26 protein-coding genes and 1 tRNA gene are annotated in these 20030 nt (G+C 62.5%); 15 read left to right on the top strand and 12 right to left on the bottom strand.

Translation table 11 applies throughout. From position 1 onward, the window contains the following. Positions 1-21: 21 nt before the first annotated feature. Both SynA1544_RS00230 and SynA1544_RS00225 read left to right on the top strand, forming a co-directional pair. Complete coding sequence (locus SynA1544_RS00230; protein WP_186514397.1) at positions 22-1170, top strand: alanine--glyoxylate aminotransferase family protein; 1149 nt, start codon at positions 22-24, stop codon at positions 1168-1170. Between the two features lie 32 nt (positions 1171-1202). Continuing rightward, positions 1203-1274, top strand: a tRNA-Gly gene (locus tag SynA1544_RS00225). A 351-nt stretch (positions 1275-1625) separates the two neighbouring features. Here the strand turns inward: SynA1544_RS00225 and SynA1544_RS00220 are convergent. Together SynA1544_RS00220 and SynA1544_RS00215 are read right to left on the bottom strand one after the other, a co-directional pair. Further along, complete coding sequence (locus SynA1544_RS00220) at positions 1626-1844, bottom strand: hypothetical protein (RefSeq protein WP_186515381.1); 219 nt, start codon at positions 1842-1844, stop codon at positions 1626-1628. Positions 1845-1882: 38 nt separating this feature from the next. After that, positions 1883-2206: a chemotaxis protein gene (locus tag SynA1544_RS00215; RefSeq protein ID WP_186514396.1), complete on the bottom strand. Its 324-nt coding sequence runs from the start codon at positions 2204-2206 to the stop codon at positions 1883-1885. A gap of 83 nt (positions 2207-2289) precedes the next feature. Between SynA1544_RS00215 and SynA1544_RS00210 the strand changes: the two genes are divergently transcribed. From SynA1544_RS00210 to SynA1544_RS00200, 3 genes are read left to right on the top strand one after another with little or no spacing between them, the layout of a single operon-like run. After that, a complete protein-coding gene (locus tag SynA1544_RS00210; protein WP_114988843.1) occupies positions 2290-2802 on the top strand; it encodes an AbrB family transcriptional regulator in 513 nt (170 codons plus the stop codon). Positions 2803-2835: 33 nt separating this feature from the next. Then, the gene (locus tag SynA1544_RS00205) at positions 2836-3246 is read left to right on the top strand and encodes a DUF6554 family protein (RefSeq protein WP_186514395.1); all 411 of its coding nucleotides are present in this window, start codon (positions 2836-2838) and stop codon (positions 3244-3246) included. Between the two features lie 22 nt (positions 3247-3268). Next, the gene (locus tag SynA1544_RS00200; RefSeq protein WP_255477665.1) at positions 3269-3628 is read left to right on the top strand and encodes a hypothetical protein; all 360 of its coding nucleotides are present in this window, start codon (positions 3269-3271) and stop codon (positions 3626-3628) included. Here the strand turns inward: SynA1544_RS00200 and SynA1544_RS00195 are convergent. Next, on the bottom strand, positions 3583-5187 hold the full coding sequence (locus SynA1544_RS00195) for a DEAD/DEAH box helicase (RefSeq protein ID WP_186514394.1): 1605 nt from the start codon (positions 5185-5187) through the stop codon (positions 3583-3585). The genes SynA1544_RS00200 and SynA1544_RS00195 overlap by 46 nt on opposite strands. Positions 5188-5348: 161 nt before the next feature. Here SynA1544_RS00195 and SynA1544_RS00190 point away from each other — a divergent pair, with 161 nt between their 5' ends. Further along, complete coding sequence (locus tag SynA1544_RS00190; protein WP_186514393.1) at positions 5349-5744, top strand: HNH endonuclease; 396 nt, start codon at positions 5349-5351, stop codon at positions 5742-5744. Positions 5745-5747: 3 nt separating this feature from the next. On the opposite strand, the gene SynA1544_RS00185 is transcribed toward SynA1544_RS00190, so the two are convergent. Next, complete coding sequence (locus SynA1544_RS00185; RefSeq protein ID WP_255445678.1) at positions 5748-5915, bottom strand: serine protease inhibitor; 168 nt, start codon at positions 5913-5915, stop codon at positions 5748-5750. A 32-nt stretch (positions 5916-5947) separates the two neighbouring features. On the opposite strand from SynA1544_RS00185, the gene SynA1544_RS00180 reads away from it, so the two are divergent. Next, positions 5948-6901 carry an SDR family oxidoreductase gene (locus SynA1544_RS00180; RefSeq protein WP_186514392.1) on the top strand — a complete coding sequence of 318 codons (954 nt, stop codon included), beginning with the start codon at positions 5948-5950 and terminating at the stop codon, positions 6899-6901. Here SynA1544_RS00180 and SynA1544_RS00175 read toward each other — a convergent pair. After that, positions 6855-7064, bottom strand: a complete 210-nt coding sequence (locus SynA1544_RS00175) for a hypothetical protein (RefSeq protein ID WP_255477664.1) — start codon at positions 7062-7064, stop codon at positions 6855-6857. The two genes, SynA1544_RS00180 and SynA1544_RS00175, sit on opposite strands and share 47 nt — an antisense overlap. On the opposite strand from SynA1544_RS00175, the gene pdxA reads away from it, so the two are divergent. Continuing rightward, the gene (gene pdxA, locus SynA1544_RS00170; RefSeq protein WP_186514390.1) at positions 7045-8061 is read left to right on the top strand and encodes a 4-hydroxythreonine-4-phosphate dehydrogenase PdxA; all 1017 of its coding nucleotides are present in this window, start codon (positions 7045-7047) and stop codon (positions 8059-8061) included. The genes SynA1544_RS00175 and pdxA overlap by 20 nt on opposite strands. A 1-nt stretch (position 8062) precedes the next feature. On the opposite strand, the gene accB is transcribed toward pdxA, so the two are convergent. Further along, positions 8063-8542 (bottom strand): acetyl-CoA carboxylase biotin carboxyl carrier protein, encoded by a 480-nt coding sequence (gene accB, locus SynA1544_RS00165; protein ID WP_186514389.1) that lies wholly within the window; start codon positions 8540-8542, stop codon positions 8063-8065. Next, positions 8539-9102 (bottom strand): elongation factor P, encoded by a 564-nt coding sequence (efp, locus tag SynA1544_RS00160; protein WP_011363074.1) that lies wholly within the window; start codon positions 9100-9102, stop codon positions 8539-8541. Before efp ends, accB begins: the two co-directional genes overlap by 4 nt. A gap of 32 nt (positions 9103-9134) precedes the next feature. On the opposite strand from efp, the gene SynA1544_RS00155 reads away from it, so the two are divergent. After that, entirely contained in the window at positions 9135-10244 is a 1110-nt protein-coding gene (locus SynA1544_RS00155) for a peptidylprolyl isomerase (protein WP_255477663.1), read from the top strand. Continuing rightward, entirely contained in the window at positions 10241-11227 is a 987-nt protein-coding gene (gene thiL / locus SynA1544_RS00150) for a thiamine-phosphate kinase (RefSeq protein ID WP_186514388.1), read from the top strand. The genes SynA1544_RS00155 and thiL overlap by 4 nt, the downstream gene beginning before the upstream one ends. 80 nt (positions 11228-11307) lie before the next feature. Here thiL and gap read toward each other — a convergent pair whose 3' ends face one another. Further along, on the bottom strand, positions 11308-12333 hold the full coding sequence (gene gap / locus SynA1544_RS00145) for a type I glyceraldehyde-3-phosphate dehydrogenase (RefSeq protein ID WP_038556735.1): 1026 nt from the start codon (positions 12331-12333) through the stop codon (positions 11308-11310). On the opposite strand from gap, the gene SynA1544_RS00140 reads away from it, so the two are divergent. Genes SynA1544_RS00140 through SynA1544_RS00125 form a run of 4 tightly spaced genes read left to right on the top strand, consistent with a single transcriptional unit; the run spans position 12332 to position 15168 of the window. After that, positions 12332-12484, top strand: a complete 153-nt coding sequence (locus SynA1544_RS00140; protein WP_186514387.1) for a hypothetical protein — start codon at positions 12332-12334, stop codon at positions 12482-12484. The two genes, gap and SynA1544_RS00140, sit on opposite strands and share 2 nt — an antisense overlap. A gap of 9 nt (positions 12485-12493) precedes the next feature. After that, positions 12494-13903, top strand: coding sequence for a UDP-N-acetylmuramate--L-alanine ligase (gene murC / locus SynA1544_RS00135; protein WP_186514386.1), 1410 nt, complete (start codon positions 12494-12496; stop codon positions 13901-13903). After that, on the top strand, positions 13900-14802 hold the full coding sequence (gene murB / locus SynA1544_RS00130; RefSeq protein ID WP_186514385.1) for a UDP-N-acetylmuramate dehydrogenase: 903 nt from the start codon (positions 13900-13902) through the stop codon (positions 14800-14802). Before murC ends, murB begins: the two co-directional genes overlap by 4 nt. A 24-nt stretch (positions 14803-14826) precedes the next feature. Next, positions 14827-15168: a YbaB/EbfC family nucleoid-associated protein gene (locus tag SynA1544_RS00125; protein ID WP_011363068.1), complete on the top strand. Its 342-nt coding sequence runs from the start codon at positions 14827-14829 to the stop codon at positions 15166-15168. Here SynA1544_RS00125 and rsgA read toward each other — a convergent pair. From rsgA to grpE, 4 genes are read right to left on the bottom strand one after another with little or no spacing between them, the layout of a single operon-like run. After that, positions 15143-16024, bottom strand: a complete 882-nt coding sequence (gene rsgA, locus SynA1544_RS00120; protein WP_186515378.1) for a ribosome small subunit-dependent GTPase A — start codon at positions 16022-16024, stop codon at positions 15143-15145. The two genes, SynA1544_RS00125 and rsgA, sit on opposite strands and share 26 nt — an antisense overlap. Before the next feature lie 25 nt (positions 16025-16049). Next, entirely contained in the window at positions 16050-16277 is a 228-nt protein-coding gene (locus tag SynA1544_RS00115; protein ID WP_186514384.1) for a sulfurtransferase TusA family protein, read from the bottom strand. Beyond that, positions 16274-17410, bottom strand: coding sequence for a molecular chaperone DnaJ (dnaJ, locus tag SynA1544_RS00110; RefSeq protein WP_186514383.1), 1137 nt, complete (start codon positions 17408-17410; stop codon positions 16274-16276). Before dnaJ ends, SynA1544_RS00115 begins: the two co-directional genes overlap by 4 nt. After that, positions 17410-18087: a nucleotide exchange factor GrpE gene (gene grpE, locus SynA1544_RS00105; RefSeq protein WP_186514382.1), complete on the bottom strand. Its 678-nt coding sequence runs from the start codon at positions 18085-18087 to the stop codon at positions 17410-17412. The genes dnaJ and grpE overlap by 1 nt, the downstream gene beginning before the upstream one ends. Positions 18088-18177: 90 nt before the next feature. Here grpE and SynA1544_RS00100 point away from each other — a divergent pair, with 90 nt between their 5' ends. Continuing rightward, entirely contained in the window at positions 18178-20025 is a 1848-nt protein-coding gene (locus tag SynA1544_RS00100; RefSeq protein ID WP_186514381.1) for a GspE/PulE family protein, read from the top strand. The last annotated feature ends 5 nt before the right edge of the window (positions 20026-20030 follow it).

The following is a 20030-nucleotide window of genomic DNA, read 5'->3' as shown; positions in this document are numbered from 1 at the left end:
CCGATTGGCATCCCCCGCGCCATGCAGGACAAGCTCACCCTGATGATTCCGGGCCCCACCCCGGTGCCGGAAACGGTGCTGAAGGCCATGGGTCGTCACCCCATCGGCCACCGCAGCGGGGAGTTCCAGGCCATCGTGCGGCGCACCGCCGAACAGCTCAAGTGGCTGCACCAGACGACAAGCGACGTGCTGGTGATCACCGGCAGCGGAACCGCCGCCATGGAAGCGGGAATCATCAACACCCTCAGCCGCGGCGACAAGGTGCTCTGCGGTGACAACGGCAAGTTCGGCGAACGCTGGGTCAAGGTGGCCCGCGCCTACGGACTCGATGTTGAGGTGATCAAGGCGGAGTGGGGCCAACCCCTCGATCCAGAGGCCTTCCGCTCAGCATTAGAAGCTGACAGCGCCAAAGCGATCAAGGCCGTGATCCTCACCCACTCGGAAACCTCGACAGGGGTGATCAATGACCTGGAGAGCATTGCCCGTCACGTGAAGGCCCACGGCACGGCACTGACCCTGGCGGACTGCGTCACCAGCCTTGGCGCCACCAACGTCCCGATGGATGAGTGGGGACTGGATGTGGTGGCATCAGGCGCTCAGAAGGGCTACATGCTTCCACCGGGCCTGAGTTTTGTGGCCATGAGTGCACGGGCCTGGGAGGCCTATGAGCGTTCCGATCTGCCCAAATTCTATCTGGATCTGGGCCCTTACCGGAAAACAGCGGCGAAGGACAGCAACCCCTTCACCCCGGCCGTGAACCTCTACTTCGGCCTGGAAGCTGCTCTGGACATGATGCAGAAGGAAGGCCTGGAGGCGATTTTTGCCCGCCACGCCCGCCATCGCGCCGCCGCCCAGGCAGGCATGAAGGCAATAGGCCTGCCCCTGTTTGCCGCCGAGGGTTTCGGCAGCCCGGCCATCACCGCAGTGGCCCCTGAAGGCATCGATGCCGAACAGTTGCGCAAAGCCGTGAAGGAGAAGTTCGACATTCTTCTGGCTGGAGGACAAGACCACCTGAAAGGTCAGGTGTTCCGCATCGGCCATCTCGGCTACGTCTGCGACCGGGATGTTCTGACCGCCGTCGCTGCGATCGAATCCACCCTTCAGTCCCTTGGTCTGCACAAAGGCAGCATGGGAGCAGGGGTTGCTGCAGCCTCCGCTGCTCTTAGCTAAAACACAGGTGGTGAGAGCGATCTCGCCCCTTTGCGGGTGTAATTCAGTGGTAGAATGTCAGCTTCCCAAGCTGAACGTCGCCGGTTCGAGTCCGGTCACCCGCTTGAACAAATTTCAAACGCTCATCAAGAACGAGACTTGACGAGCTGGAGAACCTGAGGCCCAGCGCACCCAGCACGGCGCTCGTGTTCCAGGGCCTGCAAGATCAACGAGCCCGCCTCATTGATGCGGCCATCTTCTGCGCAGTGGCGGGCCTTGATGAACAGAGCCTGAGCTGCCGATTCATGGTCCTGACGTTGTTGTGCAGCCGTCTCCGATTGTTTTGTTTTCGTAAGCGTCAGGGTCAACGTTCGAATTCCCTTGTCAACAAAAGAGTAGCTCTAATTGATACTTAGGCCATCCCACACGCGATCTGCACGATTACCGTTCAACCCCGTCGATTGCTTGGGTTCCGATCAGGTACCCGGTTCCTCTGCATTGCCCCCCAGATCGGCAATTCGGTCGCGCAACTGCGAGCAACGAAGCTGATCGCCTTTGGCTTCAGCGAGGGCGAGCGCGAATTCCAGCTTCTCGAGCTGATGACCACCTTCAAGGAAACCTGACCGGGTCCAGATGGTCATGCCATGCAAGGTGCGAGAGGCACAAGCATTGGAGGCAGGGATGGTGGTCGCCATAGTTGCCTTTCTTTTTATTTTGGCACCGCGCGCCACCCCTACGCGACATCGCGGCTCGTTTCTGTTTCGGCCTCCTGACCCCAGGCATGGTTCTGGGAAGACTCTTCAGCCATTTCAGGCTCTGGGATCGGAGCTGTGCTCTCCAACAGCTCCCGCGTTTCCCGCAGCAGAGCTTCAACGCCCTCGAGCGTGGAGATCTCTTTGTCTGGAACAGCATTCAGATTCTGCTGCTGCTGGCGCAGTTGCAGCTCAATCGCTTGCTGACGCTGTTCCAGTTTCACCAAACGCTGCGACAGAGCCGTGATGGTTTGCGCGAGATCTTCCGCAGTGCGGGTGATCCGAAAAGACACGGAGGACGTCATCACCGAAAGCTGATGGTTGCGCTGATGACAACACAGGAGCGCCGCTGTCTCAAGATCAAGCTGACATGACGCGATCGAGACCGATGCCTTCCTTGGCAACGCTGGCGCTGTACCTGCTGGCTGGAACCGCCATCGGACTGCTGGCTCTGTTCAGCGGCATTCCCGCCGCACCTCTGGCAGGGGCCTTGCTGGGTGCTGGCATCGTCAGCATGAGCGGCCAGCTGGAACCAGCCACATGGCCAGCGGGAACGCGCACGGTTCTGGAGATCGGCATCGGCACCGTGATCGGAACTGGCCTGACGCGAGCGTCCCTAGAGCAACTGCAACTTCTCTGGAAACCAGCGGTTCTGATCACCCTGGCGCTGGTGCTGACAGGACTGGTCGTCGGCCTCTGGACCAGCCGCTTGCTCGGCATTGATCCCGTCGTGGCCTTGCTGGGGGCTGCCCCGGGTGGCATCAGTGGCATGAGCCTGGTCGGTGCCGAATTCGGCGTCGGTGCCGCGGTGGCCGCCCTCCATGCCGTGCGGCTGATCACCGTGCTGCTCGTGCTGCCGCTGGTGGTGCGGCTGATCGTGCCCTCGACAGCTGGAAGCTGATCGATACCTTGGGATCAATCCACAACTGACGTCATGGGTCCCATCAGGTCATCGCTGGTTCTCTCCGCCGCGGCCCTGATCGGCGCTCTCAGCACCATGACCTCCCCCCTGCAAGCGGCCGAAGCCACCGAAGAGAAGGGGGCCAAGATCTATTGCTTCATGCGGTCCAGCGGCAACGACCACGAGGTGAGCTGGAATGCCGCCTACGCCGTGATCAAGCGGCAGCGCAGCGGCGTGTTCAAAACATCCCCGGAGCATGCCTCGGTGATGATTACGGAAGCCGTCGTCCAGGACCCCGGCAATTTCCCCGACTGTGGCCAGTTCCTTGGTGATCTGTTCGGCGGGAACACTCAACCAGCCACCGCTGCCGCCCTTGCAAACTCCTCATCCGATACCGAAAGCAGCATCGAGAGCAGCGACGACACCACGCGCTACAGCTACTGAGCCCTCAGGGCTTCTGGGGCTGATGCTTCTGGCTGCCGTGTTGGTGGCTGGCTGCCAGAGCAAGCAACCCGCGACGCCTGCCAACACACCGACGCCACTCGTCTCCAGTTGCCTCGGTGGCTTCCGCATGGATGAGCTTGAGCTGATCGTTAGACGCTGTGATGAGGCCATCGAGCAGACACCGGATCAGGCCGATCTGCATCGCGACCGCGCCCTTGTCTTGACCCTGCTTGGCGATCAAGCCAAAGCCTGCGACGACGTCGCGATAGCAGTTTCGCTGCTGGAGCGGTCGAGCCAGCCGGTCGACCCGATGCTGCAGCACGAACTCCAGGTGCGTCAGAGCAATTGCAAACAATCCCGCACCATGGCGGGGAGTGATTGACGTTGCAGCGACAAGCGCCGCGGCCCCAGCAACACCTCGATCCGTTGCGCCTTGCTCGCCAACAAGCCATCCACCAACTGGTCGGCTGCGCCGAGCTGCAGCCAATGGCAGGTCAGGCCATCTCCCATTCCTAGACGGTGACAGCGGTCTTCGGCTTGGTCGAGATCGCCCGGGGTCCAGGGGCGTTCCAGCAACACCACATGACGGGCCCGGTGCAGGGTGAAGCCAAGGGCACCGGTGCCGAAGGTGGCCAACAGACAATCGTTCTGACCCTGCTGGAACCGATCCACACTCTCCTGGCGTTCAGCAGGGCGCTGGCGACCGGTCAACAACTCGCCACCAAGGGTTTGCTGCAACAGCTGCAATGGGGCCACAAAGCCACTGAACAGCACTACAGCCTCGCCTTGCCGGCGCAGTGACTCCACCAGCTGCTGGGCCGCCGGCAATTTGAATTCCGCAGCGATCTGGCGCATGGAGGTGAGCAAAGCCAGGTGCTCTGCATCCCGTCGCACCTCTCCGAGCTGAGCCCGACGGCGGTAGTCATCCAACACCAGCTCGACACGATGGTCGAAACCCGTGAGCTCAGCCTCCGACAGCGCCACGGGGTGAAGACGCCGCTGCTTGGGAGGAAGGTCCACCACCTGCTGCTTGCGGCGATGCAGGATCAACGGTCGAGTTAAACGCCGCAGCTCCTCCAACTGACTGGCGCCGGACGCCTGCCAGCGTTTGCCGGATCGACCCTCCCGCCAGTGCCCCTGGCAATACCGCTCTTCGAACTGGCGTTGATCACGAGCAATCGGATGATCCATCGCCGCCAGCAGGGGATACAGCTGGGACGGGCGACCGTTCTTCATCGGGGTTCCTGTGAGCATCCAGATCGCCCTCAGACGGGGATGACGGGCCAGACGCAGCAAGGCAGCCGTGCGCTGCGCCTGAAGCGACTGGGCATAGTGCGCTTCATCCACCACAAGGAGCGTTCCCGCTGGTGGCAGGGTGTCGGGAAGCCGAGCCCAGCTCGCCAACTCAAGCTCAACCCCGAGAATCTCTGATTCCCGGCGCCAGTGGGGATGCAGGCCGACGGGAGCCACCACCAGCAACCGCAGCTCAGCGCAGCGCATCAGGGCACGGGCCGCCAACAGAGCTGTAAGGGTCTTCCCCAGCCCCATCTCATCCGCCAGAACTGCGCCGCGACGGGCCAGGAGCCAGCGGACCCCGGAGCGTTGATGGCGCAGAGGCCGACGACCATCCTGCAGGACTTCGTCGAGATCCGCTGCGGCCACAAGGGTCCGGTGCGGTGGCAGCGGCGGCAGCGGCTGCTGACACCAGTCGAGCCACTGCTGCAGTGCGGAGGTGACAGGAAAACGGCGCCCCAGGGCCTGCTGAAGCGCATCGGCTGCAGCCAAGGGGAAATCCCACCCCTGGCCACCGCCGTTCCAACGCCCGCGGGGCTTGATCCGCCGCAACTGGGACTGGGTCACCGCATCAAAGGGGCTGACCACCCGGATCAGTCCTGCTGGAGAGAGGTCCAGGCAACAGGTCAATGTGGGCTTTGGCGGCACCAACAGGCCCCCACAAACAATCACTTTAGTGAACCCAGATCAGCGCGCAAGCATTGAGATCAAGATTCACATCACAGGCTAAAAAATTATCGAAAATGCAGCGCTCGACACATTGACGGGCTTTTCGCTCAAGGCAGAATTCCCATAACCGATGCATTCGGATGCATAGCAGGGACGCAGTTTTTCTCGACGAACTCTGTCCCAAATTACGCGTTCGAAGATGGCGACAGTCTCTTCACACTTTTACCGGCAAAAGTTGTATTTACTGCGGAAAACCTTCCGAATCAATTGATCACATTCACCCTCAGGCCAAAGGGGGTTCAAGCGTTACTAAAAACTGCGTGCCGGCGTGTCTGTCGTGCAACGGCCGCAAATCCGACGCCGACGTTTTCGACTGGTACCGGCGACAGCGCTTCTATGACCCACGCCGCGCCATGGCGATCCGGGCCTGGATGGATGGCGACCTGCGACTCGCCGTCCGCCTGCTGCAGTGGGCCCAACCGGATCACCCCATCAACGAGCCGGACGACATCTCAATCGCAGCTCAGGCTGCCTGAAGCTCACCAAACCCGGCAGACATCCGAGGAGTGGTGACGCTGGCAGATGGAGGCCTGAACACCAGGGTCTTCAGGAGCCAGCACCACAGCACCGGCAAGCAGGGCAGCCGTCAGGATGGCCCGGAGCACAATGGATCCGGAGCGGGAGCGATGGAGAGACGACGACGTCACGACAGTACATTTGATCTAATACAGGTGTACTGATGCTTGCTGATCTTGTCAAGCGGTCGCAGCCGCTGGCGGCTGACGCCAAGCTGCTGGTGCTGGGCGGCGGATACAGCGGACGTTGTCTGGCCAGCCTGGCCCGAGCCCTAGGAACACCGGTGCTCTGCACCCGCCGCTCCCTCGACTCTGCCGAGGCTGATCTGCTCTTCGACAGCAACGGTCAGGACCAGCTCGATCCTGCTGCCCTGGACGGCGTGACCCATCTGCTGTCCACCATCCCCCCGGATCGCGAAGGCAACGATCCAGTCTTGTTGAAGCTGCTGCCAACGCTCGGAAACCTGCCGCTGCGCTGGGCGGGCTATCTCTCCACCACAGGGGTTTACGGCGATCGTCAGGGCGGTTGGGTGTCGGAACAGGACGACCCGGCGCCGGGGCTGGACCGCAGCATGCGCCGCCTCAACTGCGAAAAAGCTTGGTTGCGCTCAGGTCTGCCGATCCAGATTCTGCGTCTGCCAGGCATCTATGGTCCGGGCCGATCTGTGCTTAACGGCTTGGAGCAAGGTCGTGCGCGCTTGATCGACAAGCCCGGCCAGGTGTTTTGCCGCATCCATGTCGAAGACATCGCAGGGGCCTGCTGGCACCTCATGCATCGCGCTGAACAACGAGCTCCAGCAAGCCCAGGGAATGGGAGCATCGTGAATGTGGTGGATGACCTGCCCGCTCCCACCGCCGAACTGATGCGGCATGCCGCAGACCTGTTGGGTTGTGCTCTGCCACCGCTCGAACCGTTCGACCAGATCGTGGAGAGCATGAGTCCGATGGCTCAGTCGTTCTGGAGCGAGAACCGCCGCGTCAGCAACCAAAAGCTCTGCCACGAGCTCGGTTATGCACTGCTGCACCCGAACTACCGCGTTGGGCTGCAGGATTGCCTGAACCAGGACAAACTCAATTCGCCTGACCTGGATTCTCCCCCTCGATCAGCCAACGGTTGACATCGAAACCCTCGCCTTCCTCCGGCAGGGAAAGCCCCACATCCTCAAGAAAACGGGAGAGGTGCAGTTCGATCCAGCCATTGCTCAAACCAGCGGCCAATCCCACCAACAGACACCCCAGCAGCAGCAAGCGCAGCACAGCGATGGGCCCTCTCGATTCCACGAACCCTAGGCATGAGCTGGTGATCGCTCTCGGCGATCCCGCGGGCATCGGCATGGAAGTGGTGCTGAAGGCCCTCGCCTCACCCACGCTCCCCCCGGAGCTCCAACCCCTGCTGGTGGGTTGCCGACGCACGCTGATCAGCACCCACGCGCGACTGCAGCGGCAAACGAGCCACCCCCTTACCGACCCTTCAGCCCTCAGAATCGACGACCAACCGCTGAAGGCGAGCGTTCAGCCAGGACAACCCACCACCAGCGGGGCCGATGCGGGGTTTCGCTGGCTGACCCGCGCCGTCGAACTGCTGCAGGAACGAGGGTCCCGCGCCCTGGTCACCGCCCCCATTGCCAAACACCTCTGGCATGCGGCCGGCCATCGCTATCCCGGGCAGACCGAACGGCTGGCTGAGTTGGCTGGACGCCAGCGCTCCTCAATGCTGTTCACCGCCGTCTCTCCCACCAGCGGCTGGCGCCTGAACACCTTGCTGGCCACCACCCACATCCCCCTGAACCAGATCCCTGAGGCGCTGACCCCAGACCTGGTGCACCACAAACTGAACGTGCTGGAGGGGTTCTGTCGACGCTTCACGAGCACACCACGTCTACGCATTGCCGGCCTGAATCCCCATGCCGGTGAAGCCGGTCAGCTGGGCCACGAAGAAGCCGAATGGCTGCTGCCGCTGCTGGATCAATGGCGAAAGGACCATCCTCAGGTCCAGCTGGAGGGACCCATTCCTCCCGACACCTGCTGGATCAGCGCTGCTCGGGCTTGGCAGACACCAAACCAGCCAGGGCCCGACGGGATCCTGGCCCTATATCACGACCAGGGGCTCATTCCCGTGAAGCTGCTGGCCTTCGACGCTGCGGTGAACACCACCTTGGAACTGCCGTTCCTACGCACCTCCCCCGACCACGGCACCGCCTTCGACATTGCGGCCGAAGGTATTGCCAGCCCTGAAAGCACGACGGCAGCCCTTCAGGCCGCCTGGGACCTGAGCTGACTCAGGCCGGCTTGACCCGCATCAACACCTGACCGAATTCAACGGGGGTGCCGTTGTCCACCAGGATCTCCACCACTTCACCGCCAACCTCAGACTCCAGCTCGTTCATCAGCTTCATCGCCTCAAGGATGCAGACGGTTTGGCCGACATTGATGCGGCTGCCCACCTCAACAAAAGCGGGTTCGCCCGGAGCGGGAGCGCGGTAGAAGGTCCCCACCATGGGAGCCGTGACTTCGAGCAGGTCACTCCGGGTTGCGGTGGATGCAGGCGGCGCTGCTGCGGGCTCGGCGGACGCAACGGGCGCTGGTGCTGCAGCAGCAACAGGGGCGGGCATGACCGGGGCCATGACGGCCTGGGCCGGAAGGTTCCGACGGATTTCCAGACGGAAGTCATCCCCTTCCAACCGGAACTCCTGGATATCGCTCTCCCCGAGCGCTTCCAGCAAGCGGTGCAGTTGTTCGTGATCCAGCTGCATGGTCATCCGTTTTCGCGCCCGAGGTAGCTGTCGTTGCGGGTGTCCACTTTGATCTTTTCTCCCACAGAAAGGAAGAGCGGCACCATCACTTGTGCACCGGTCTCAAGAATGGCGGGCTTGGTGCCACCAGTGGCAGTGTCGCCTTTGACGCCAGGATCGGTTTCTTTGATCTCCAGAACCACGGAGTTGGGCAGTTCAACCTCGAGGGGGGTGTCGTTCCAGGACACCACGTTCACCTCCATGCCCTCCTTGAGGTATTTGCGGCTCTCACCGATCTGGTCTGCGCTGAGGCGGGTCTCCTCATAGGTGGCCATGTCCATGAAGACATAGTCCTCGCCTTCCATGTAGGTGTGCTGAAGCGAGGATTTCTCCAACATCGCCTGGGGAAGCATCTCCCCGGCGCGGAAGGTTTTCTCCACCACGTTGCCGGACTTCACCGCCTTGAGCTTGGTGCGCACGAAGGCAGATCCCTTGCCGGGCTTGACGTGCAAGAACTCGACAACGCGCCAAACGGCCCCATCGATCTCAATCGTGGTGCCCGTGCGGAAGTCGTTACTGGAGATCATTCCCACCGAACGGTTCATCGGACTATACGGCTGTGCCAAAGTCCCGTCAGCACTGGGGTTCCCCCTTGGTCCATCAGCGTTTGAACGCCGTCCTTGCTGCTCTGATCAGCTTTGCTCTGATCACGATCGCCGCCCCTGCCTGGGCCGCCCTGCCCCAGGGCAATGCTGTGAAGGACCCTGCCGCGATTCTTCGAGACGCGCTTCCGTTCGATCAGGACGACATCCGAGAACTGCAGCATCGGCTGGAACTCACCAGTGACGATCTGCGGGCCAAACGCTGGACAGCCCTCGGCAAAACGGTGTCACGCAGTGAAGCGCTGCTCAACACCCGCCGCGACACCATCCTGAACGCGGTCCCTGAAACCAAGCGCGGTACGGCTGAAGCACTGTTTGAGCGCGTGGATCAGGGCCTTGAAGACCTCAAAGAGAAGGTCAAAGCCACCGATAAACCAGGCTTCATCGCCGATCGACGCCGGACGCTGAGCTTCATCGGTGATGTGGAGGCCCTGCTGGTGCCCGACGGCTTTGAACGGGAGATCCCCGCAGACTTCGATGCCCTGCCACGGCTGCAGGGACGAGCGACCCTCAACATCAGCACCACCCAGGGGGAGCTGACCACCGTGGTGGATGGCTATAACGCCCCACTCACTGCAGGCGCCTTCGTGGATCTCGCCCTCAAGGGCTTCTATGACGGACTGCCCTTCATCCGGGCCGAAGACTTCTACGTGCTTCAGAGCGGTGATCCGGAAGGACCAGAGATCGGCTACGTGGATCCCAAGACCAAGCAGGAGCGCCATGTACCCCTGGAGATCCGCGTGCCGGGCGAAGACGACACGATCTACAACGAAACCTTTGAAGACGTGGGCCTGTTCATGGCCACACCAACCCTTCCGTTCGCAACCCTGGGCACCCTTGGCTGGGCCCATTCGGACCAGGCCCTCGATGACGGGTCCTCCCAGTTCTTCATGTTTCTCTACGAAGCGGAGCTCACCCCGGCTGGCCTGAACCTCGTGGATGGCCGCAATGCAGCCTTCGGCTACGTGGTGGAGGGATTCGATGTTCTGGAGGAATTGGGCGTCGATGACCGGATCACCGCCGTGAAGGTGGTGGAGGGAGCGGAGCAGCTCAAAGCCCACGCATGAGCCCAACCCTGGCGGAGCTGACTGAAGCGGAACTGCTCAGGCGGCTGGCTCGCTTCGCTCCGCCCGATCAGCTCAGTGACGACACTGCAGCCCTGGCCGCCGACGCCCGGCCGCTGCTGATCAACACCGACGTTCTGGTGGATGGCATCCATTTCAGCGATGCCACCACAACGGCCATGGATGTGGGCTGGCGCGCCGTTGCCGCCAACCTGTCCGATTTGGCCGCCAGTGGTGCCGTCGACATCGATGGAATCACTGTGGCCCTGGTCGCCCCAGGCCACACCCGTTGGGACTGGGTCGACGGGGTGTATCAAGGCATCAGTACCGCCTTGGAGCAGTACGGCGGCGTTCTGCTGGGCGGTGACTGCTCCAAAGGAGAACAGAGGCTGCTCTCGATCACGGCACTCGGCCGTCTCGGACCCCTGCGTCTGCATCGCAACGCAGCCCGCCCTGGCGATGTGCTGGTCACCAGTGGGCCCCATGGGCTCAGCCGACTGGGCCTCGCCCTCCTCCAGAACGATCCAAACGTGCGTGACATTGCTTTGTGCTCAACCCTGCGGGACCAGGCGATCACACGCCACCAACGCCCAACACCACGGCTGAAAGAAGTCCAACAGCTGCTGGCCTGCAAACCGAAGCATCTGCCCTGGCGGGCTGGAGGAACCGACAGCAGCGACGGACTGCTCTCTGCCGTCGCAGGTCTCTGCAGCAGCAGCGGCTGCGGAGCGGTGCTGCAGAACGACCAACTTCCAACGACCGAAGGCTGGCCTGAGGGAGCTCGATGGACGGATTGGTGCCTCGCCGGAGGAGAGGACTTTGAGCTGGTGCTGAGCCTTCCCGAGGCCTGGGCCGATGTCTGGCAGCGATGCATCCCCGAAAGCCAGCGCATTGGCCAGATCAATGCTGAAGCGGGCGTCATCCGCTGGGCCCACAACCACGAGCCAGTGGACACAAGCGGATTTGATCACTTTCGCCAGCCCTGAGCGGCCCCCCAAGCGACCGTGCCTGACCAAAAAAAATCCCCCCCAAGTCGGGAGGGATCAAAAAAGCGGTCAGCTGGCGATCACTTCCAGTTCTTGGCCACCACCTCGGCGAGGTCAACAACACGCTGGCTGTAGCCCCACTCGTTGTCGTACCAAGCCAGGATCTTCACAGCCTTGTCACCCATGGCGTAGGTGAGGTCGGCATCAAAGATGGTGGACTCGTTGGTGCCGGCGTAGTCGGTGGACACCAGGGGCAGATCGCTGTATTTGATGATCCCCTTCATGCCGTTCTCAGAAGCCGACTTGATAGCGGCCTTGATGTCGTCGACGCTGGCGGCGCGGGAGGGGCCGAAGGTGAGGTCAACGGCGGAGACGTTCGGGGTGGGAACGCGCATGGCGAAGCCGGTGAGCTTGCCCTTCACCTCGGGGTAAACCAGAGCCACGGCCTTGGCTGCACCGGTGGTGGTGGGAACCATGTTCAGAGCTGCAGCACGGGCGCGGCGCAGGTCGCGGTGGCTGTTGTCCAGGATCCGCTGGTCGCCGGTGTAGCTGTGAATGGTGGTCATCAGACCCCAGTCGAGGCCGAAGTTCTGATCCAGAACCTTGACGATCGGTGCCAGGCAGTTGGTGGTGCAGCTGGCATTGCTGAGGATGTCCCAGTCTTCGTGGCGGTACTGGTCGTCGTTGACGCCCACAACGAAGGTGCCGACGCGATCACCCTTACCAGGGGCGGTGAGGATCACCTTCTTGGCGCCAGCCTGGATGTGCATGCTGGCTTTCTCATCGGTGTTGAACACACCGGTGGACTCGATCACCAGGTCAACGCCCCACTCCTTCCAGGGGCAGTTGAGGGGATTGCGGTCAGCGAAGAACTTGATCTCCTTACCGTTGACGAACATCGAGCTGTCCGTGGTCTTGATGTCGACGGAGGGATCAAGACGTCCAAGGATGGAGTCGTAGGTCAGCAGGTGAGCGCTGGTGGCGGGATCGGAGGTGGAGTTCATCCCCACGATTTCCAGGCCGGTGTCAGCGCCCCGGCTGATCCATCCCCGCAAAACATTGCGACCGATCCGGCCGAATCCATTGATCGCAACGCGCAGGGTCATGGCAGAAGCGGCAAAGCCGCGCAAGGTTTTGGGCGCCGATCATACAGAAATCAGCAGAAATACCTTGCCCAAGGCCAAATTAAATTCGCTTGATCCGTCCCTCAACACGGCAGACAAGCAGCGGCAACTGACTTATCTTTCTTCCGACTGAAGCCCTCCGTTGCCGCGCCTGCTCGACCGTCAGACACCAGTCCACTTCATCGGTGTCGGCGGAATTGGTATGTCGGCTTTAGCCCGGATTCTCGTTGACCGCGGTCACTTGGTCAGCGGCTCGGACCCGCGTGACAATGCGACAACACAACAGCTGAAGACCCTCGGAGTAAAGGTCTTCCGTCAGCAGGACGCCACCTGCATTGATGCCGTCACGGAAGCAACTGCCGCTGGCTCGCCGGTGGTGGTGATCAGCACAGCCATCCCCGAGAGCAATCCGGAACTGCAGCGGGCCCGGCAGCAGGGGCTGCAGATCTGGCATCGCTCCGATCTCCTGGCGGCTCTGATCGAGCAACAACCCTCCATTGCAGTCGCCGGCAGCCACGGCAAGACCACCACCAGCACCTTGATCACCACCTTGCTGCTGGAGGCCGATCAGGACCCAACCGCTGTGATTGGAGGCATCGTTCCCAGCCTCGGCAGCAACGGCCATTCCGGCCAGGGGAAATTGCTCGTGGCCGAGGCGGATGAATCCGACGGGTCCCTGGTGAAGTTCAGCCCGAGCCTCGGCGTGATCACTAACCTGGAGCTGGATCACACCGATCACTACGCCAGCCTCGACGAGCTGATCTCCACCCTGAAGCGCTTTGCCGGCGGTTGCGAACGCCTGCTGGCCAATCACGACTGCCCGATCCTTCAGGAACACTTCCAGCCAACGGCCTGGTGGTCCAACCAGAGCGCTGAATCCGTTGACTTCGCCGCCCTGCCCTTGAGCCTTGAAGGCGATCGATGCATTGCCCGTTTCTATGAAGCCGGCCACCCCGTTGGCGACTTCACCCTGCCGATGGCCGGGCTGCACAACCTGAGCAATGCAACAGGGGCCTTGGCCGCCTGCCGGATGGAAGGTCTCCCCTTTGACCAATTGGTGGAGGGACTCGCGGGACTGAAAGCACCCGGACGCCGATTCGATCTCCGGGGCACCTGGAAGGGACGTCACATCGTTGACGACTATGCCCACCATCCCAGCGAAGTGAAGGCGACCCTGGAAATGGCCCGCCTGATGGTGAGCAGTGGCCGCAGTCCACTCCCCACAGCACCGCAACGGCTGCTGGCGGTGTTCCAACCGCACCGCTACAGCCGCACCCGGCAGTTCCTCGATGGCTTTGCCCAAGCCCTGCAGAACTGTGATCTGCTGCTGCTGGCTCCCGTCTATGCCGCAGGAGAGCAACCCCTGCACGGCATCTGCAGCCATGCCCTGGCAGAACGGGTCCGCAATCTGAAGCCGGATCTTGAGATCGCCGTCGCGGAGACTCTCGATGAACTCACCGACCTGGTGATCCAGCACAGCCGCGAAGAGGATCTCGTTCTGGCCATGGGCGCTGGCGATGTGAATGGGCTCTGGTCAAGGCTGACGTCATGACCCCATCGGATGACCGCCTGCCCCAGGCCGGAGTCAGCCTTGCCGACTACACCACCTGGCGGGTGGGAGGAGCCGCTGAATGGCTCGCGGAACCCGTCAGCCTTGAAGAGACCCAGGCCTGGATCCAATGGGCCGCTCACCAGGGCATGCCCTGCCGCGTCATCGGCGCTGGGTCGAACCTGCTGATTCACGATGACGGCCTGCCGGGGCTCTCGCTCTGTCTGCGCAAACTTCAGGGGCTGCAGCTTGATGCCACCACGGGGACCGTGGAGGTGCTCGCCGGCGAACCGATCCCGTCACTGGCAAGACGCGCTGCACGCGCTGGATTGCATGGCCTGGAGTGGTCGGTTGGCATCCCAGGAACCGCTGGCGGTGCGGCTGTGATGAATGCAGGAGCCCAGGGAGGCTGCACAGCGGAATGGCTGGAGTCCGTGCGGGTCATGCCTCTGGAGGGGGGCAACTGCTTTGAGCTGCAGCGGGATCAACTGGACTTCGCCTACCGGCACAGCCGTCTTCAAGACGACAACCTCGTGGTGTTGTCGGCGCGGTTCCGCTTGCAGCCCGGTCATGATCCGAATGAACTGAAGCGGGTTACCACTGCGAACCTCAGTCACCGCACCACCACGCAGCCCTACCAACAACCCAGCTGCGGCAGCGTCTTCCGCAATCCGGAACCGCTCAAGGCCGGACGGCTAATCGAAGCGCAGGGGCTGAAGGGAACCCGAATCGGCGGCGCCGAAATCTCAACCGTGCATGCCAATTTCATCGTCAATACTGGTGATGCCCAGGCGAAGGACATCGCCCAGTTGATCCAGCTGGTGCAGAACCGCATCGAAGCCGTGCACGGAATTCGTCTGCACCCGGAAGTGAAGCGCCTGGGATTCGCTTCGGCGGCTTAACCTTCCGGCTCCCACAGGATCGCCATGGCAGGGTTCGGACTCCCCAATTTCGGCCAGCTCACCGAAGCCTTCAAGAAGGCCCAGGAGATTCAACAGAACGCTCAGGCCCTGCAGGACGAACTGGACGGGATGGAGATCGAAGGCAAGAGCAGCGATGGCCGTGCCAGCGTTTGGCTGTCGGGCAACCAGCAACCCCTGCGGGTGCGTCTGGACCCAGCCCTGCTGCAGGAAGGACAACAGGCCAGCGAAACGGCCACCCTGGAAGCCCTGCAGGCGGCCTATGAGCAATCCACAGCCACGATGAAAGGCCGGATGGAAGAACTCACCGGTGGCCTGAACCTCAACCTCCCCGGGATGGGCGGCTGAGGCTGCTCTGCTCGATCAATGCGGCCTGGTACAGGGCATAGCGTTCCCAGTCCGTGGACACACCGCAACCGGGCTCACCGCGATGCAGGCAGTCGCGGAAGCGACAGGGCCAGGGATCGAGTTGCTGCCGCAACTCCGGAAAAAGGACCCCCAGTTCCTGGGGATCCTCCGGAAGATCGGGGCGGTTGAAGCCGGGGGTGTCGGCCACCCTCGCCCTGGGACCCAGGGGAAACAGCTCCACGTGGCGGGTGGTGTGGCGCCCGCGCTGCAGTCGGCCAGACACCGCAGCCGTGCGCAGTTGAAGGTCAGGACGCAACTGGTTCAGCAGGCTGCTCTTGCCCACCCCGGAAGGCCCGCAGAGCACCGACAGCTGCGCGCCAGCCAAACGCTGCTGTAAAGCATCAATGCCGGTTCCGGCTGCACTGGACAGCGCCAGCGGGTCATAGCCCCACCCCTGCAACCGGGTGACAAGCCGCTCGAGGGCTGCAGCTGAGAGGAGGTCTGTCTTGGTGAGCAGCAGGATCACCTCCAGCCCGGTCCGTTCCGCCGTCAACAGGAAGCGACTGGCCTGATCAGGGTCAAAGCTGGGCTGTTCCACCGCCAACACCACAGCCACCAGAGAGACGTTGGCCACCGGTGGGCGTGTGAGAAAGCTGTGGCGTGGCTCGACCTCTGCCACCACGGCACGCCCCTGGCCTGGATCAATGGCCTCAACGCGAACCCGATCGCCAACGTAAACGGCTTCACCCCGATGGCTGAGCCGGGTGCGGCGGGTGCAGAGCAGCCGCCCTGGGCATCCATCAGGTGCGACATCCAGTTCAACCTCCAGATAGTTGGCCTGGAGCGCCACCACCATCCCGGATGCCACCGAACGGGCGGTGTCAGCCACCGCAGATCACCTCGATGGTGACGGCATCCGGCGTTTGATCAATGCACTCAACACGATGGCCTGCATCCCTCAGACCTGGAAGGACCATGGCCTCAGGCTCACCCCGATCGAGACAGACCTGCAGACAGTCGCCGCTGTTCATCTGCTCGAGGGTGAGCTTGCAGCGAATGAAATTCACCGGACAGGGCGTTCCCCGCAGATCCAGGGAACGCCTGCTCATCCCTTCTGACCGAACAAGCGAGCGAACAGACCACTGTTGTGGTGATGGTGTTGCTTGCCGCGGGCGGAATGGTGACCTGCCAACTGCTCCAGGAGCTCGCGCTCCACATCACTGATCCGCTTCGGCAGGTCAACGGTCACCGTCACGCGCTGATCACCCCGTGCCACAGGGTTCCCGAGCTTGGGAATGCCCAGGTTCGGCAGGGTGAGCACCGTGCCGGGCTGGGTGCCGGCGGGGATGTCCAGCTCCTTGCTGCCATCCACCGTCTCCACCTCGATGGTGTCGCCAAGAATCGCCTGGAGGTAGCTGACCTTGACCTCCGAGAAGATGTTCAAGCCATCCCGCTGCAAGCGCGGATGATTGCGAACGGTGAGGAAGACGTAGAGGTCACCGGACGGGCCTCCCCGGGGTCCGGCATTGCCTTCACCGGTCACACGAAGCCGTGTTCCGGTGTCCACCCCGGCAGGAATGTTGATCCGGAGCTTCTTGCGCACCTGTTTGACACCCTGGCCACCACAGGACCCGCAGGGATCGGAAATCACCTGGCCCGTGCCTCCACAGTTGGGGCACTCGGCGACCTGGGTGAAGCTGCCGAAGGGAGTCCGGGTGGCACGGCGCACCTGCCCGGCACCAGCGCAGGTGCCGCAGGTGGTGGGTCCACTGCCCGCCTTGGCACCGCTGCCGCCGCAGGTGTCGCAGGTCTCCAGATGCGGGATCTTGATCTCCTGCTCCTGACCGAACACCGCCTGCTCAAAATCAATCGTCAGGTCGTAGCGAAGGTCATCCCCCTGCTGAGGGCCCTGACGCCGCGGCCGACCAGCTCCAGCACCCCCGGGTCCACCGAAGCCCTGAAAAAACGTCTCGAACAGATCCGCGAATCCGCCCATGTCCCCCATGTCGGGGGCACCGGCCGCACCGCCGAGGCCGGCTTCACCGAACTGATCGTAACGGGCCCTGGTCTGGGGATCACTGAGCACCTCGTAGGCGCGGCCGATTTCCTTGAAACGGTCTTCAGCTCCCGGATCCTTGTTGATGTCGGGGTGGTATTGACGCGCCATGCGCCGATAAGCCCGCTTGAGGCTGTCGGGATCCACATCCCGGCTGACGCCGAGCAGGTCGTAGAAGTCGGCCATCAGGCCTCCTCCGCCGTCTGATCCGGTGCCGCTGCGGCCTCAGCAGGCGCTGACGCCGGATCGGTTGGTCCTGGACCCATCGACACCTTCACCATGGCGTGGCGCAGCACACGCCCATCGCGGTGGTATCCGCGCTGGAGCTCCTCACACACCACGTCCTCAGCGAACTCGCTGCTTTCCTCCCGCAGCACGGCCTCATGCAGGTTGGGGTCGAACTCCTGGCCAACCACCTCCATCCGGGCCACCCCCTGCTGCTTCAGCACCTCCACCAGTTGCTTGTACAGACCCTGGTAACTGCGGTGCAGCGCCTGAGCTTCCTCCCCTTCAGGATTCAGCTGCTGACGGGCCCGCTCGAAGTTGTCGACGACGGGGAGAATTTCCGTGAGGGTCGAGCAGACCAGCTGCTGACGCATGTCGTCCTGATCGCGACTCTGGCGCTTGCGGAAGTTGTCGAAATCCGCCGCAATGCGCATGTATTGGCTGTTGAGCGTCTCATGCTCCTGCTTCAACGCGCTCAATTCCTGCTCGAGCTGCTGCATTCGATCCGCCGGATCCACCGCTGCAGGAGCCTGTTCAGAGGTCGCCTCGGGCGCATCAGGAGCGGACTCCGGCGTGGCTGGAACAGCACCGGACGCAACGGTCTGGTCCTGCTCTGGGGTGGAGGAGTCGCCGCTCATGCTGACCGCTCAGGGATTTCTGTTTAGACATGTTGAAGGGCAACGCTGACCTCCCACAAGCTGCGGAAGCCCGCACCTCGGTCGCCATCCATGACTCTGACGCTGCCCACCCCCGATGCCGGCGACACGGCACGGCAGCGTTTCGCCCTTGAATTGCTGTTGCAGCAACCGGTTCCAGGCCCAGAGCAACTGCTGGCAAGCCGCAACCTGCTCAACGACGCCCTCCCGGACGTCGGCCCGGATCAATGGCGGGCACTGCAGGCCATGCCGATCGCCATCGGTGCTGACCACCTGGACATCGCGATCCCCAGCCAGTGGCGAGACCAGGAATGGCAGCAGCTGATCGATCAGCTGCCGGACCAACACCGCACAATCCGCCTGCACCCCGCCATCGAAGCGGATCTGCAATGGGCTTTGGGTGAGGACGTCATCCAACCGCCGCAGGTTGAGGAGGCTCCCGCTCCTGCTTCAACAGAAACCACCGGAACCCAACAAACGAACCCTGAAAACGTCAGCACGGAATCCTTTCTCGAAGGATTCAACACCGATGGGGTGCTCGAGAACGATGAAGACGAGGAGGGCCAGCAGGCCCAGGAAGCCATTGACCTGGAGACGCGGCTGAAGGATGCGGAAGCCTCGCCGGTGGTGACCCTGGTGGATCGGATCCTGCTCCAAGCCATGTCGGTGAATGCCAGCGACATCCACGTAGAACCGCAGCAGAAAGGGTTACGGCTGCGATTCCGTCAGGACGGTGTGCTTCAGCAATACGTGGAGCCGCTGCCCAGCCGGCTCATTCCCGCAGTGACATCCCGCTTCAAAATCCTGGCGGATCTCGATATCGCTGAACGTCGACAAGCGCAGGACGGACGCATTCGGCGCAAATACCGCGACCGAGTGGTTGATTTCCGTGTCAACACCCTGCCCAGCCGTTTCGGAGAAAAGGTCTGTCTGCGCCTGCTGGACAGTGGAGCGACCCAATTGGGACTGGACAAACTGATCAGCGATTCCGACGCCTTGGCCTTGGTCCGCGACCTGGGCTCCAAGCCCTTCGGAATGATCCTGGTCACTGGCCCAACAGGCTCCGGCAAGTCGACCACCCTCTATTCACTCCTCGCCGAGCGCAACGATCCGGGCATCAACATTTCCACGGTCGAGGACCCGATCGAATACACCCTGCCGGGCATCACCCAATGCCAGGTGAACCGTGAAAAAGGCTTCGACTTCGCCACAGCTCTTCGAGCGTTCATGCGCCAGGACCCGGACGTTCTGCTCGTGGGAGAAACCCGTGATCTCGAAACCGCCAAGACCGCCATTGAGGCTGCCCTGACCGGTCACTTGGTGCTAAGCACCCTGCACGCCAACGATGCCCCAAGCACGATTGCCCGCCTGGATGAAATGGGCGTGGAGCCCTTCATGGTGTCGGCTTCCTTGATCGGGATCGTGTCGCAACGCTTACTGCGGAGGGTCTGCCCTCACTGCCGCGAGCCCTACCGGCCGAATGAACGTGAACTGGGCCGCTTCGGCCTCATGGCAAGCCGGGAAGCGGATGTCACCTTCTTCAAGGCCCACCATCACAGCCCTGACGAACCGGTCTGCGCTCACTGCAAGGGAAGCGGTTACAAGGGACGCGTCGGGGTCTACGAAGTGCTGCGGATTCAGGAGGACATGGCCACTGCCATCTCCAAGGGCGCCAGCACCGATGTGATCCGCCAGCTGGCCCTGGAATCAGGGATGGTGACCCTGCTGGGCTACAGCCTCGAACTGGTGAGAAAGGGCGAGACCACACTGGAGGAAGTGGGGCGGATGGTGCTGACGGATTCAGGACTGGAATCCGAGCGCAGAGCCCGTGCCCTCAGCACAATGACCTGTGAAGGATGCGGAGCCGGCCTGCAGGAAGGCTGGCTTGAGTGTCCCTATTGCCTGACACCACGCCACTGAGGAGC

It is taken from the genome of Synechococcus sp. A15-44, from assembly GCF_014280115.1.
Lineage (GTDB): Bacteria > Cyanobacteriota > Cyanobacteriia > PCC-6307 > Cyanobiaceae > Parasynechococcus.
This window is presented reverse-complemented; position numbering and strand designations above follow the sequence as displayed.